Origin of the sequence: Serratia sp. Je.1.23.a, assembly GCF_051129805.1 — a bacterium.
Classification (GTDB): domain Bacteria; phylum Pseudomonadota; class Gammaproteobacteria; order Enterobacterales; family Enterobacteriaceae; genus Serratia; species Serratia liquefaciens.
On record NZ_JBCPSR010000002.1, the window covers coordinates 602,887 to 617,658 of the forward strand.

13 protein-coding genes are annotated in these 14,772 nt (G+C 53.7%); 8 read left to right on the forward strand and 5 right to left on the reverse strand.

Features of this window, described 5'->3' with window-relative positions:
• The first annotated feature begins 74 nt into the window (after positions 1–74).
• From oppA to AAZT04_RS10685, 7 genes are all read left to right on the forward strand, one after another.
• Positions 75–1,712, forward strand: a complete 1,638-nt coding sequence (oppA, locus tag AAZT04_RS10655; protein ID WP_020827186.1) for an oligopeptide ABC transporter substrate-binding protein OppA — start codon at positions 75–77, stop codon at positions 1,710–1,712.
• An 83-nt stretch (positions 1,713–1,795) separates the two neighbouring features.
• The gene (gene oppB / locus AAZT04_RS10660; RefSeq protein ID WP_020827185.1) at positions 1,796–2,716 is read left to right on the forward strand and encodes an oligopeptide ABC transporter permease OppB; all 921 of its coding nucleotides are present in this window, start codon (positions 1,796–1,798) and stop codon (positions 2,714–2,716) included.
• A gap of 14 nt (positions 2,717–2,730) precedes the next feature.
• On the forward strand, positions 2,731–3,639 hold the full coding sequence (oppC, locus tag AAZT04_RS10665) for an oligopeptide ABC transporter permease OppC (RefSeq protein WP_020827184.1): 909 nt from the start codon (positions 2,731–2,733) through the stop codon (positions 3,637–3,639).
• Positions 3,640–3,650: 11 nt separating this feature from the next.
• The gene (locus tag AAZT04_RS10670) at positions 3,651–4,667 is read left to right on the forward strand and encodes an ABC transporter ATP-binding protein (protein ID WP_020827183.1); all 1,017 of its coding nucleotides are present in this window, start codon (positions 3,651–3,653) and stop codon (positions 4,665–4,667) included.
• On the forward strand, positions 4,664–5,665 hold the full coding sequence (oppF, locus tag AAZT04_RS10675; protein ID WP_020827182.1) for a murein tripeptide/oligopeptide ABC transporter ATP binding protein OppF: 1,002 nt from the start codon (positions 4,664–4,666) through the stop codon (positions 5,663–5,665). Before AAZT04_RS10670 ends, oppF begins: the two co-directional genes overlap by 4 nt.
• Positions 5,666–5,952: 287 nt before the next feature.
• Positions 5,953–7,350 (forward strand): NAD(P)/FAD-dependent oxidoreductase, encoded by a 1,398-nt coding sequence (locus tag AAZT04_RS10680; RefSeq protein WP_048758684.1) that lies wholly within the window; start codon positions 5,953–5,955, stop codon positions 7,348–7,350.
• On the forward strand, positions 7,347–8,564 hold the full coding sequence (locus tag AAZT04_RS10685; protein ID WP_434679981.1) for an FAD-dependent oxidoreductase: 1,218 nt from the start codon (positions 7,347–7,349) through the stop codon (positions 8,562–8,564). Before AAZT04_RS10680 ends, AAZT04_RS10685 begins: the two co-directional genes overlap by 4 nt.
• Before the next feature lie 70 nt (positions 8,565–8,634).
• On the opposite strand, the gene AAZT04_RS10690 is transcribed toward AAZT04_RS10685, so the two are convergent.
• The 3 genes from AAZT04_RS10690 to AAZT04_RS10700 all read right to left on the reverse strand — a co-directional run bounded on the left by AAZT04_RS10690 (position 8,635) and on the right by AAZT04_RS10700 (position 11,778).
• On the reverse strand, positions 8,635–8,991 hold the full coding sequence (locus AAZT04_RS10690) for a DUF1937 family protein (protein WP_128864684.1): 357 nt from the start codon (positions 8,989–8,991) through the stop codon (positions 8,635–8,637).
• Between the two features lie 73 nt (positions 8,992–9,064).
• Positions 9,065–10,312 carry an ethanolamine utilization protein EutH gene (gene eutH / locus AAZT04_RS10695; protein WP_020827178.1) on the reverse strand — a complete coding sequence of 416 codons (1,248 nt, stop codon included), beginning with the start codon at positions 10,310–10,312 and terminating at the stop codon, positions 9,065–9,067.
• Positions 10,313–10,335: 23 nt separating this feature from the next.
• Positions 10,336–11,778, reverse strand: coding sequence for a glycerol kinase (locus AAZT04_RS10700; RefSeq protein WP_334648142.1), 1,443 nt, complete (start codon positions 11,776–11,778; stop codon positions 10,336–10,338).
• A gap of 294 nt (positions 11,779–12,072) precedes the next feature.
• On the opposite strand from AAZT04_RS10700, the gene AAZT04_RS10705 reads away from it, so the two are divergent.
• The gene (locus tag AAZT04_RS10705; RefSeq protein WP_020827176.1) at positions 12,073–12,837 is read left to right on the forward strand and encodes a DeoR/GlpR family DNA-binding transcription regulator; all 765 of its coding nucleotides are present in this window, start codon (positions 12,073–12,075) and stop codon (positions 12,835–12,837) included.
• Positions 12,838–12,896: 59 nt separating this feature from the next.
• Here the strand turns inward: AAZT04_RS10705 and AAZT04_RS10710 are convergent, their stop codons facing one another.
• Together AAZT04_RS10710 and cls are read right to left on the reverse strand one after the other, a co-directional pair.
• Positions 12,897–13,220, reverse strand: a complete 324-nt coding sequence (locus AAZT04_RS10710; protein ID WP_004945300.1) for an HI1450 family dsDNA-mimic protein — start codon at positions 13,218–13,220, stop codon at positions 12,897–12,899.
• Between the two features lie 56 nt (positions 13,221–13,276).
• Positions 13,277–14,737 carry a cardiolipin synthase gene (cls, locus tag AAZT04_RS10715; RefSeq protein ID WP_041414608.1) on the reverse strand — a complete coding sequence of 487 codons (1,461 nt, stop codon included), beginning with the start codon at positions 14,735–14,737 and terminating at the stop codon, positions 13,277–13,279.
• Between the last annotated feature and the right edge of the window lie 35 nt (positions 14,738–14,772).

Sequence of the window (14,772 nt, forward strand, 5' to 3'; positions counted from 1 at the left end):
GGTATAACAAGGTCCGCTCACGGGCAACGCAGGCTCCACGATGAGCCTGTGATAATAAAAACTGGAGTATACACATGACCAACATCACGAAAAAAACCATCCTTGCGGCCGGCATTATTGCCGCGCTGGGTATCACAGCAACCGGAAGTGCTTTTGCGGCCGACGTGCCGGCGGGCGTGCAACTGGCGGACAAACAAGAGATCGTTAAGAACAACGGTTCGGAAGTGCAATCGCTCGACCCGCATAAAATCGAAGGCGTGCCTGAAAACAACGTAACGCGCGATCTGATGGAAGGCCTGGCCAACAACGGCCTGGATGGTTCCATTGTCCCGGGCGTAGCGGAAAGCTGGGATAACAAAGATTTTAAAGTCTGGACCTTCCATCTGCGTAAAGACGCAAAATGGTCGAACGGCAAGCCGGTCACGGCGCAAGATTTCGTGTATAGCTGGCAGCGCGTGGTGGATCCGAAAACCGCATCACCTTATGCCAGCTACCTGCAATATGCCCACGTAGAAAACGTGGATGACGTCATCGCCGGCAAGAAAGATAAGTCTACCCTGGGCGTGAAAGCCATTGATGACCACACCTTCCAGGTGACCCTGACCGAGCCGGTGCCATACCTGGTTGAAATGACGCCGCACTATGCGATGAAGCCCGTATATAAAGAAGCCGTCGAGAAGTTTGGCGAGAAGTGGACCTTACCGGCCAACTACGTCAGCAACGGCGCTTACAAACTGAAAGATTGGGTGGTTAACGAACGTATTGTGCTGGAACGTAACCCGGAATATTGGGATAACGCGAAAACCATCATCAACAAAGTGACCTTCCTGCCAATTTCTTCGGAAGTGACCGACGTTAACCGTTACCGCACTGGCGAAATCGACATGACCTATAACAACATGCCGATCGAACTGTTCCAGAAGTTGAAAAAAGAGATCCCGAAAGAGGTTCACGTAGATCCTTATCTGTGTACCTACTACTACGAAATCAACAACCAGAAAGCGCCATTTACTGACGCACGCGTGCGTGAAGCGCTGAAATTGGGTCTGGATCGCGACATCATCACCAATAAAGTGAAAAACCAGGGTGATCTGCCGGCTTACAGCTTCACACCACCATACACCGACGGCGCCAAACTGACTCCGCCTGAGTGGTTCAGCTGGACGCAAGAAAAACGCAATGAAGTGGCGAAAAAGCTGCTGGCCGATGCAGGCTATGGTCCAGGCAAACCGCTGACTTTCTCCCTGTTGTACAACACTTCAGATCTGCATAAGAAGCTGGCGATTGCCGCAGCCTCCATCTGGAAGAAAAACCTGGGTGTGGATGTGAAGTTGGTGAACCAGGAGTGGAAAACCTTCCTGGATACCCGCCATCAGGGGACCTACGACGTTGCGCGTGCCGGCTGGTGTGCAGACTACAACGAACCTAGCTCGTTCCTGAACATGATGCTGTCTGACAGCAGCAGTAACACCCCGCACTATAAGAGCGCCGAGTTCGATAAGCTGATGGCCAATGTGCTGACGGCGAAAACCAAAGAAGAACGTGCCGAGCTGTATCAGAAAGCCGAAGTTCAGCTGGATAAAGATTCTGCCATCGTTCCGGTTTATTACTACGTGAATGCCCGTCTGGTGAAACCTTATGTTGGGGGTTATACCGGTAAAGACCCGCTTGATAACGTGTACGATAAAAACCTGTACATCATCAAGCATTGATACGGTAAGTGCCGGCGGTGTTAACCGCCGGCCCATGTTGTGAATAATAAGCCGTTATCAGGCTGCAACACAGGGTTAGGGCAATGCTTAAATTTATATTTCGTCGCTTATTGGAAGCGATCCCGACGCTATTTATTCTGATCACCATCTCCTTCTTTATGATGCGCCTGGCGCCCGGCAGTCCATTTACCGGCGAACGCGCGTTGCCGCCGGAAGTGATGGCCAACATCGAAGCCAAATATCATTTGAACGATCCTATCTGGAAACAGTACGGCCATTATCTGGCCCAGCTGTCGCAGGGCGATTTTGGCCCTTCATTCAAATATAAAGATTATTCGGTCAACGATCTGGTGGCTGCTTCATTCCCGGTCTCTGCCAAACTGGGTCTGGCCGCATTTTTGCTGGCGGTGATCCTGGGGGTTAGCGCCGGTGTGGTGGCTGCGCTGAATCAAAATACCAAATGGGACTATACGGTGATGGGTTTTGCCATGACCGGGGTGGTGATCCCCAGTTTCGTGGTGGCGCCGTTACTGGTACTGATCTTTGCCATCACGCTGAAATGGCTGCCGGGTGGGGGCTGGAACGGCGGGGCGCCGAAATTTATCATCTTGCCAATGGTGGCGCTGTCGTTGGCCTATATCGCCAGTATCGCCCGTATCACGCGTGGCTCGATGATTGAAGTGCTGCATTCAAACTTTATCCGTACCGCGCGCGCCAAGGGTTTGCCTATGCGCCGCATTATATTGCGCCATGCGTTGAAGCCTGCGTTATTGCCCGTGCTTTCCTATATGGGCCCGGCGTTTGTCGGCATCATCACGGGGTCAATGGTTATCGAAACCATTTACGGCCTGCCGGGTATCGGCCAGCTGTTTGTTAACGGCGCGCTTAACCGCGACTACTCTTTGGTATTGAGTCTGACCATTCTGGTTGGCGCTCTGACTATCCTGTTTAACGCGATCGTGGACGTGCTGTACGCCGTTATCGATCCAAAAATTCGTTATTAAGCTGGAGCACGCAAATGATGTTGACGAAAAAGAACAGCGAGGCTCTGGAGAACTTCAGCGAGAAGCTCGAAGTGGAAGGACGCAGCCTGTGGCAGGATGCCCGTCGCCGCTTTGTGCACAACCGGGCGGCGCTCAGCAGCCTGTTCGTATTGGCTTTGATTACTCTGTTTGTGATTGCGGCGCCGTGGCTGTCGCAGTTTGCCTATGACGATACCGATTGGGCGATGATGTCGGCCGCACCAAGTCTCGAATCTGCGCACTACTTCGGCACGGACTCATCGGGGCGCGATCTGCTGGTGCGCGTGGCAATTGGCGGGCGTATCTCGCTGATGGTTGGCGTGTCGGCTGCGCTGGTGGCGGTGATTGTTGGCACCCTGTATGGCGCAATGTCGGGTTACCTGGGCGGTAAAATCGACTCGGTGATGATGCGTCTGCTGGAGATCCTCAACTCCTTCCCGTTCATGTTCTTCGTGATCCTGCTGGTGACCTTCTTCGGGCAGAATATCCTGCTGATCTTTGTCGCTATCGGCATGGTGTCGTGGCTGGATATGGCGCGTATCGTGCGTGGCCAAACTCTGAGCCTGAAGCGTAAAGAATTTATCGAAGCGGCGTTGGTGTGTGGGGTTTCGAGCCGCAACATCGTGCTGCGCCATATCGTGCCGAACGTGCTGGGTGTGGTGGTGGTTTACGCCTCACTGCTGGTACCGAGCATGATCTTGTTCGAATCTTTCCTCAGCTTCCTGGGGCTGGGTACGCAAGAGCCGTTAAGCAGCTGGGGTGCATTGCTGAGCGATGGCGCCAACTCGATGGAAGTTTCACCGTGGTTGCTGCTGTTCCCGGCGGGTTTCCTGGTTGTCACTCTGTTTTGTTTCAACTTTATCGGCGATGGCCTGCGTGACGCCCTCGACCCGAAAGATCGTTAAGGAGTGCAATCATGAGCACCATTGAAAATCCGCAGTTGCAAACCGCCGGCAGCGTGAAGTCGTCGCTGTTGCTGGATGTAAAAGATCTGCGCGTGACCTTCGGCACCCCGGACGGTGACGTGACGGCAGTGAACGATCTGAATTTTGATCTGCGCGCCGGTGAAACGCTGGGTATCGTGGGCGAATCCGGTTCCGGCAAATCCCAGACCGCCTTCGCGTTGATGGGACTGCTGGCCAGCAATGGCCGCATTGGCGGTTCGGCCAAATTTAACGGTCGTGAAATCCTCAACCTGCCGGAAAAACAGCTCAACAAGCTGCGGGCAGAAGAAATTTCGATGATTTTCCAGGACCCGATGACCTCGCTCAACCCTTATATGCGCGTTGGTGAGCAGCTGATGGAAGTGCTGATGCTGCATAAAAACATGAGCAAAAGCGAAGCTTTCGAAGAGTCGGTTCGCATGTTAGATGCGGTCAAAATGCCGGAAGCGCGCAAGCGCATGCGCATGTACCCGCATGAGTTTTCCGGCGGCATGCGCCAGCGCGTGATGATCGCCATGGCACTGCTGTGCCGGCCCAAGCTGCTGATTGCCGATGAGCCGACCACCGCATTGGATGTGACGGTGCAGGCACAGATCATGACGTTGCTGAACGAGCTGAAGCGCGAGTTCAATACCGCGATCATCATGATCACCCACGACCTGGGCGTTGTGGCCGGTATCTGTAATAAGGTCTTGGTGATGTATGCCGGGCGTACCATGGAATACGGTAGCGCACGGGATGTGTTCTATCACCCGAGCCATCCTTATTCCATTGGTTTGCTGAATGCGGTACCGCGTCTGGACGCCGAAGGCGAGGCGCTGATGACCATCCCCGGCAACCCGCCGAACCTGCTGCGCCTGCCGAAGGGCTGTCCGTTCCAACCGCGTTGTGCGTACGCGATGGCGCAATGTTCGAGCGCTCCGCCATTGGAGCAGTTTGGTGAAGGGCGCCTGCGCGCCTGCTTTAAACCGGTGGAGGCGTTGGTATGACTGCGGTAACCGACAAGAAAGTGCTGCTCGAAGTGGCCGATTTGAAAGTGCACTTCGACATTCATGATGACAAACAGTGGTTCTGGCAGCCGCCAAAAACGCTCAAGGCCGTTGACGGTGTGACGCTGCGCCTGTTCGAAGGGGAAACCCTGGGCGTGGTGGGCGAGTCCGGCTGTGGAAAATCGACGTTCGCCCGCGCCATTATCGGCCTGGTGAAGGCTACCAGCGGCCGCGTGGCCTGGTTGGGTAAAGACCTGCTTGGCATGAGTGACGTCGACTGGCGCAAAACCCGCAGTGATATCCAGATGATCTTCCAGGATCCACTGGCTTCGCTGAACCCACGCATGACCATCGGTGAAATTATCGCGGAACCGCTGCGTACCTATTACCCAAAAATGCCGCGTCAGGAAGTGAAAGACAAGGTAAAGGCGATGATGCTGAAGGTTGGTCTGTTGCCTAACCTGATCAACCGCTATCCGCACGAGTTCTCTGGCGGTCAGTGCCAACGTATCGGGATTGCACGCGCCTTGATCCTCGAACCTAAGTTGGTGATCTGCGATGAGCCGGTCTCGGCGTTAGACGTGTCGATTCAGGCGCAGGTGGTGAACCTGCTGCAGCAACTGCAGCGTGAAATGGGCCTGTCGCTGATCTTTATCGCCCACGATCTGGCGGTGGTCAAACACATCTCCGACCGTGTGTTGGTGATGTATCTGGGCCATGCGGTGGAGCTGGGTACGTATGATGAGGTGTACCACAATCCACAGCATCCTTACACCAAAGCGTTGATGTCGGCGGTGCCGATCCCAGATCCGGACAAGGAGAAGGAAAAGCAGATCCAGTTACTGGAAGGGGAACTGCCTTCGCCGATCAACCCGCCATCTGGCTGCGTGTTCCGCACCCGCTGCCCGATCGCCGGGCCGGAATGTGCCAAGACGCGTCCGCTGCTGGAAGGCAGCTTCCGCCATGCCGTGTCCTGTCTGAAGGTCGATCCGCTGTAAACGGCCATTTCATTCCATTTTGTTGCCTGAAGGGTTCATGTTTGCATGAACCCTTTTTTTATGGCATTTCCGCCACAAGGTAAAACCAACAAAAACCACAAATAACTCACGCGGCTAAAAATGAAGTTCATCGTATTTATTTAAAATAATAAATAAAATTCAATGGGTAATTCTATTTTTCTATGATTTTCGCTGTCCCCTTTGCGATTTTAAAGTGTGGCTTTTATGTTGTAATGGTGTGGTTTGTGTGGTTTTATTATCACATGTTTCGTGGTGAGAAAACGCGTATGACACAGCTAAATGAAAATGTTGATGTGGTAGTTATCGGAGGCGGCGTAGTGGGATGTGCCGTTTTCCGACGTTTCACCCTGATGGGCGCGAAAACGTTATTGCTGGAGCGTGGCGGCGATATCTTGTCCGGCGCCAGCAAGGCCAACAGCGCGATCCTCCATACCGGTTTTGATGCGCCAACGGGAAGCCTGGAGCTGCAATGCATGCAGGCGGGTTACGACGAGTATTTGGCGATCAGAGAAAAGATGAACCTTCCGCTATTGCAGACCACGGCCATCGTGGTGGCCTGGAACGAAGAACAACTCGCGGCGCTGCCTGGCATAGTGAAACAGGCACATGAAAATGGGGTGACAGACGTGGCGCAGATTTCTGCCGCCGAAGTTTACCAGAGAGAGCCAAAATTAGCGGAGGGCGTGCTGGGTGGGGTATTAGTCCCCGGTGAATATGTCATCGATCCCTGGAGTGCGCCGCTCGCTTACGTTACGCAGGCCGTGATGCACGGTGGGGCTTACCGTTTTAACTGTGAAGTGACCAAGGCGACGCGCGATGAGCATGGTTGGTTATTGCAGACTAGCCAAGGCAGCGTGCGTACTAAGTTGGTGATCAACTGTGCGGGTAACCATGGCGATTTAATCGATGGCCTGTGGCGGAAACCAGATTATGAAATCCGCCCAAGGAAAGGGCAGTTTCTGGTCTATGACAAAGCCGCCGCGGCGGATATCAATGCCATCATCCTGCCGGTTCCGACACCCACCACCAAAGGCGTTCTGCTGTGTCGAACCATTTTCGGCAATATGATCCTGGGGCCGACGGCTGAAGAGCAAACCGACCGTAACCGGGCCGATGTCGATGAATCGGTGCTCAAAGGGCTGATTGAAAAAGGCAGCCGGATGTTGCCGACTTTGACGCAATACGGCGTGACCGCCACCTACGCCGGGCTACGGCCGGCAACGGAAAAGAAAGAGTACCGAATTTATCACTATCCGCAGGAAAATTGGATCAGCGTGGGCGGGATCCGTTCCACCGGGCTGACGGCTGCGTTGGGGATTGCCGCTCATGTAGAAACACTTTATCGCGACCATTTTAATCCGCTCTTTACCGATCAACCGCCTGCTGAACTCCAGTGGCCGGTGATGCCGATGCTGTCTGATTATCAGCCGCGTGATTATGCCTGTTCGGGCAATGGCGGCATTGTCTGTCACTGCGAATTGGTCACGCGGCGTGAGCTGGAGGCGGCATTCCACTCGGCGGTGCCGCCTGAATGTATCGGTGGTTTGCGTCGCCGTACCCGCGTCATGATGGGACGCTGCAACGGCTTTTTCTGCAGTAATCAGGTTGCCGAAATCGTGGGCGATCGTCTGGACAACACGCTGGTCGTTGGGAGGGTGGAATGAGTCAGTCATATGACGTGATTATTATTGGCGCCGGGCCGGCCGGTTTGGCCGCCGCCCGCGCTTTATGGGATGAAGGCGTAAACCGCGTTCTGCTGTTGGAAAGAGAAAAACAGGCGGGTGGCGTACCGCGCCATTGCCGTCACCCTACGTTCGGCATGCAGACGTTCTACCGGCCGATGAAAGGGCACCTCTGGGCCAAGCGCATTTTGAATCTGGTGCAAAACAATTGTGAAATCAGAACCGGCACCACGGTGATAAATATCAAGCCCGGGGGCGAGGTAATCATCTCTGACGATCGGGGCCTTGAAACCCTGCGTGCCAAACGCGTGATTATTGCCACGGGCGTGCGCGAAACGCCACGCCATGCCAGGCTGGTCAGCGGCGTAAGGCCGCAGGGTGTTCTGACCGCAGGGGCGTTACAGCAGTTTATCTATCTGAAAAAACTCAAGCCGGGCATTAAGCCGGTGATCGTCGGGTCTGAGCTGGTCAGCTTTTCCACTATCTGGACGCTGCGCAATGCGGGCATCAAGGCGCTGGCTCTGATTGATGAAAACCCCCGGCCAACGGCGTTTCGCGTGGCTGCGTTATATGCCCGCCTTATGGGCGTTAAGCTCTATCTGGGTGCGCATATCACTCAAATCAATGGCGGCGAGCGGGTGGAAAGTATCGAATTTACCGCCGCGGACGGCAGCTCACAACAATTGGCCTGCGACAGCATTATTTTTACCGGCCGCTTTACCGGCGAGTATACGCTGATCCGTAACAGCCATTTGGCCTATGAGCCTGAGACTGGCCGCCCATGGTTCGACCAGCACGGTCGCTGTTCCGATCCGGCCTATTATGTTGCAGGTAATATGACGCACCCCGCCGATATGGGCGATCAGTGTTACCAGGAAGGGTTGTGCGTAGGTCGGCAAGTTGCCCGATCTCTGCAACAGGATGACGCCGTGCGATTTGAGATTCCTATTCAACTGGACGAGGTATTCCGTCTTGCTGCGCCAAATCGGGTTTCCGTATCAGCACCGGCCGCCGATCGCGTCACGCTCAATGTCCGTGTTAACCGTTACCATAAAGGCGAAATCATCGTACGCGACGGTGAAAAAGAGCTTTACCGCGGAAAGCACCGCTGCTTGCCTGAACGTCGCATTCTTCTTAAAAATATCGATATTTCCGGTCTCACACCGAACAGTCACTTGACCGTTATCGCCCGATAGGGGTTTTTCCCACTTAGCACAATGAAAAAGCCTGCATATGCAGGCTTAGTTTATTCTGATGCCCAGAAAGCTATTTGAATTCGTGTTCAACCTCTGACCACAGACTTACGCGTTGATTGCGCGATTGATAGAACTCAATCTCTCGTTTAATGCCTGCGCTTTGATCCCAACCGGGAAGGTCCAAAATAATCAACTCTTCCATCATGGCTAAAAACAGCGCATCCACCGGCGCCCACATTTTGCCAATTTCTGCTTTATCGGTGTTTTGCAACTGCAAATTAATTGGGTGCGACATGGTGACCTGGCTGAAAACCGCATGACCGGCCTCGATGATGTTGGCTGCCACTTTATTGCAGGCGAGAAATCGCTCCTGCACCACGTTCTCATCGGCATGGCTGTAGGGGCAGGCAAGGAATATCTTACGCATGGTGAACCTCATAGGATTACATAAAGAAAGCAGTGCCTGGTTACCAGGCACTGCTGGGGAATTAAGCGGGAAATTAAACGGCCAGGGGAACGGTAGGCCGATCGTTTTGCGCTGCCGCTTCTTCGCGTGCGTCGCGCTGCTCCATCCGTTGCGCCTCTGGGACGGAAATAAAGATTGCGATGGTCACGGCAATGGCACCGGCAAGGAATTTACCGACCATAATCGGCAGGACCAGGGTGGGCTGGAAGTTGGCGGTAAAGGCCAAATGGTCGCCTAAGGTCGCTTGGGCACAGATGCCAAACGCCACGCACAGCACTTTGTCACGGGCGCGCATATCTTTGAACAGGTGATAAACGGCAATGATGTTGGCCAGCACCATGACCATGCCAATGGCCCCGGCATCCGTGAGCCGAAGTTGTCGGCCGATAAACTTCATCGGGCGCTGGCAGTACTTCTGGAACAGGTAGCAAATCGGGAAGGTACCCGCCAGCATGATGCCGATATAGCCGGCAATCTCAATCGCCCGGTAAAGTTCTTTTTCGTCGGCGAAAAGAGGATCGAACACCCAACCGCCAAAGACTTTGCTAAAGACCCCGGTGAAGTGCTGAATAATACAGGCGGCCAGCACCATTTTGATAAAGGCATCCATAATCTTGCCAAAGAACAGAAAGCATTTGACCATCCATAGGGTTCGGTATTTCAGCCCTAACGCCAGCAGGATGCAAAAAACGAACAGGGGAGAAAGCAGTTGCAAGGCATTGAAGAAGTCGATGCTTAAATAGTGGTTGGCGGGGGATGCCGTGGAGATGATATCCCGTACCGGAATATTATTAAGCGTGATGATCATCAATGAAATCAGCACGCCAAACGGAATGCTGATTAACCCCGCCATGGCGCCCAGCGCCAGATATTTGTGGTCTTTTTGCTGCAGCATGACCAGGCCGACCGGAATTAAATAAACGATACTGGCACCGGAGGTGTAGCCAACCAACATGGCTGTGATCCATTGATCACGGTTAGCCGCGATCGCGTCTGCCAACTGATAGCCGCCCATATCAACGGCGATAATCGACAGGGCGGCAATGGACGCATCCGATCCCATTGATTGGAACAGAGGGCCGACGGTGTAGGTAATAGCGTAAGAAAGAATCGGGATCGCCGCCATAATACCGGCCTGGGCCAGAAATACCGGGCCAATGGAATGAATACCATTGACGAATTCTTTGCCCAATCCGCTTTCGGGTTTGATCACCGAAGCCATGGCGCCGAGCAGGGTCCCGGCCATAATGATATAGATAATGATGTTGCCAATCTCAGACATAATTGCCTCCGTTTTCTTATTATTTATTCGCCGCGCAGGTTGCGGGAACGGGAAATAATGTCCTTATATTTTGCAAAATAAGGAGACAGATCGCGTTCTGCAGGCTCAGTGGTGACGTGTTGTGTTCTGACGTTCATCGGGTGGGTGTTGCCTAAGCCCTTGCGAGCCAGCAAAGCGACACCCTGCGCGGTAATTTCCCGGTTGGCAGGGGTAACGATGCGTTTTTGGATCAGGCTGGCAAGGAACTGCTTAAAGTAGAGGTTGGCCGATAAGCCACCGTCCACCGAAATGGTGTCGCCAATGGGCCGAACTTTGTCCATGGCGTAGATCACCTCGGCCGAGCGCATGGCGATCCCTTCAAGAATGGACTGCAGCATGTCTTTGCGCTCGGTTTCCAGCGACAGTCCAGCCCATAATCCGGCTGCCGAGCGATCCCAATAGGGGCAACCCAAGCCGGAGAGTGCAGGGATAAAAGCCAAGCCGCGAGCGATGGCCGGTTCATCCGGGAAATCGGAGAACTCCTCGATATCGCTGTACAAGCCGATCTTTTTGGCCCAGTTAATGGCTGATGCCGCGTTATAGACGCCGCCATCCAGGCCGTAGAGCGGAGGCTCGCCCGGTAATTTCCAGCATAATGTCGGGAGCAGCCCTGAGCCTTGCGCGTCGGGAACCTTGGGACCGGTAATCGATTGCAAGAACGCGCCGGTGCCGAAAGTGATTTTCATCTGACCGGGCTGCAGGCAGCCATGACCATAAGTGCCGGCAAACTGATCGACAATGCAGGCTGTCAGCGGCGTGGTATTGCCGGCATAGGTCACGTCGCCAAAATGGCCGGTATTGTCGCGAATGTTTGGCAATGCTTCGATTGGAACGCCAAATAACCGACACAGTTCTTCGTCCCATTGCAGGGTATGAATATTGAATAACGAGGTTCGGGAAGCCGAGTTGTAATCGGTGATGTGTGTCCCGCACAGGTGGAACATGAAAAAACTGTCCATCGTACCGAGTCGCAAATGGCCGCGGCGTGAAAGCTCACGGGCACCGGGCACATTGCGCATGATCCATCCCAGCTTGCTTCCGGAAAAATACGTATCCAGTGGCAAGCCGGTCTTCGCCCTGATGGTCTCTTCAAAACCTTCATTGCGCAGTTGACGGATAACGGATTCGGTACGCTGGTCTTGCCAAATAATGGCGTTATAGAGCGGCAGGCCGCTCTGGGCATCCCAGGCGACGACGCTTTCGCCCTGATGCGCCAGGCCAATGGCATCCACCACCCCACACTGGCTAAGACAGGTGCGAATATTGCGCAGGATCTCCATGGGATCATGTTCAACCCAACCAGGATTGGGCGTTAATTGTTTGTGCGCGATGGCGGCGGGGGAAAAATGTTTTCCGTCCTCGCCGAACACCACGGCGCGTGTTCCTGTTGTTCCTTGGTCAATGGCTGCATAGCGTTGGTTCAGCATAAAGCCCTCAGGTCTATTTTGTGGTTTATATGTTGTCATTGTGCCCGTTTATATTATTTAGTATCATCGCTACACATTAAATCAACATCAAACTCACAATTTTCGATTTAATTGTGACCAACATCTTGGTTTTGGCTTCTGGCAGTGTGGTTATGCTGTGGTTTTAGCCCTGTGAAAAGTGAAATGGGCAGTTGCTTCACGTGAGGAGTTGGTAAACAATTGTCGACCAAGCAATAAAACGCCCTGCAAACCCACACTTTTTATAATGTTAAAAACAGCATAATGGATCAGAAGATGGATTACTCAAACGCATTAGAACGAAGGAACATCATTCTCGATAAGTTGAAAAATAGTGGGCAGGTGTTCGTCAATGAATTGGCTGATGACTTTAATGTTTCTCAGGAAACCATTCGCAGAGATCTGAATAAGCTTGAAGAGCTGAAACACATCAAGAAAATCCATGGTGGGGCGGTTATCGCTCAGTTTGGGTTTGAGCTGGAATTTAATCAGCGGGCCAAATTGGCTGAAGACGACAAAAAGGCCATTGCCATTAAGGCGGCCGAATTGATCAAGCCCGGGGACTCGCTGTTTATCGACTTCGGGACTACGACGCTGGAGTTTGCCAAGCAGATTGCCGGTATTAATCAGCTTACCGTCATCACCAATTCTCCGGTGATCGCCAATCTGTTCCATGACAATTCAACGATTAACCTGATCCTGATTGGTGGCCAGTTTGGCCTGTCGAAAATGGAGTGCATTGGCCCGGTGGCATTGCAGGGGATCAGCGCTTTCTATGCGGATTACGCGGTCATCGGTGCCGGGGCGGTGAGCCCAAAGGCAGGGGTGATGGATCAGGATTTGAACGAGGCCGCCATTGCCCGTCAGATGATCAAAAACAGCAACAAAACCATTGTCCTTGCCGATGGGCACAAGTTGAATAACCATGCGACAGGGCTGGTGGCAGAGTTAAAAGATATCTCGTGGTTGGTGACCAGCGATCCGGAGAAGAAACTGAAGAACTTGGTTTTCCCGGCGAATCTTCAGGTGATTGTGGCCTGAGGAGGGTAAGCAACCCTGCCGGTCACGATGACCGACAGGGTTATATGAGTATCAGAAGGTTACTCTTTCCACAGGATGTGGCAAAGCTTGTGGTCTTTCTCGCGGCACAGCAGCACGCGGGCAAAAACGTCGTTGATTGGCTCGCCATCGCTGTCTGCCAGACCAATCACTACCTCGGCAAAGAAATCCGGGTTCAGGTCAAAATCCACATGTTCCGACCAGTCTTCCGCAGGGTCATACAGTTCTGCGCCACCGCGCTCCTCAAACTGCAGATTGAACAGCAGAATATCCGCCGGATCCAGATTGTCGCCGGCCAGTTCCAGAAAGATGTCGTAAGCCTGTTCCAGCGTTTCGTCTTCAGTAAGGCGGTTATTCAAATCCATAATTAAATCCCGATCACAAATGATTTGGCGTTATTAAACCATGCCCGCTACGGCATTTATAGCAGCGGGCTGAAAAAGTAGAACAGGCGCTCGACAATCCGATGCCAGAACGGCCGTTTCTGCCACTCCTGGGCGTTCAGCAACTGCGATCGGGCAATATAATCATCCTGCACACAGGCCAGATCGCTGCCGAAACCGTCATCGTCGATCACCAGCGTGATTTCGAAGTTCAGCCACAGGCTGCGCATGTCCAGGTTCACCGTACCCACAAGGCTGAGCTGACCGTCGACCAACACGCTCTTGGTATGCAGCAGACCGCCTTCGAACTGATAAATCCGCACGCCCGCTTCCAGCAGTTCGGAGAAGAAGGAGCGGCTGGCCCAGCGTACCATCGTCGAGTCGTTGTCGCGTGGGACAATAATGCTGACCTCCACCCCGCGCAGGGCAGCGGTGCAGATAGCATGCAGCAGGTCGTCGCTTGGCACAAAGTAAGGCGTGGTCATGATCAGCTGTTCGCGCGCAGAGTAAACGGCCGTCAGCAGCGCCTGGTGGATCATCTCTTCAGGGAAGCCGGGGCCGGAGGCGATAACCTGGATCGTGTGGCCGCTTTCCTGTTCGAACGGCATGATATTGACGTCCGGCGGCGGCGGCAGGATGCGTTTACCGGTTTCAATTTCCCAATCGCAGGCATAAACGATCCCCATGGTGCTGGCGACCGGGCCCTCCATGCGTGCCATCAAATCGATCCATTGGCCGACGCCGGCGTCCTGTTTGAAATAGCGTGGGTCCACCATGTTCATGCTACCGGTGTAGGCAATATAGTTGTCGATCAGTACCACTTTACGGTGTTGGCGCAAATCCATTCGACGAAGGAATACACGGAACAGGTTGACCTTGAGTGCTTCCACGACTTCGATACCGGCATTACGCATCATGCCGGGATAGGGACTACGGAAGAATTGCAGGCTACCGGCAGAATCCAGCATCAGGCGGCAGTGTACGCCCCGGCGCGCGGCCGCCATCAGCGACTCGGCGACCTGATCCACCAGTCCGCCGGGCTGCCAGATATAAAACACCATCTCTATATTATGGCGAGCCAGCTCAATATCGCGGATAAGCGCTTCCAGCGTTGAATCCGTCGTGGTCAGCAGCTGAAGTTGGTTGCCTTTGACACCATCAATCCCCTGACGGCGATCGCAAAGTTGGAACAGAGGTCTGGCTACCTCGCTGTACTCCGTAGCGAAGATCCGCTGGCTCTCTTTTAATTCGCTCAGCCAGCGTGCGGTAGAGGGCCACATGGCCTTGGCGCGTTCGGCCCGGCGTTTGCCCAGGTGCAATTCGCCAAAAGATAAATAAGCCACAATACCAAACAGCGGCAGAATGTAGATAACCAGCAGCCAGGCCATCGCTGACGGTACGGCACGGCGTTTCATCAGAATACGCAGGGTCACACCGGCGATAAGCAGCCAGTAACCAAACACCATGAGCCAACTGATTACGGTATAAAATGTTGTCATAAAGGCGAAAAATCCCGTTCGCAAACCACCAACGA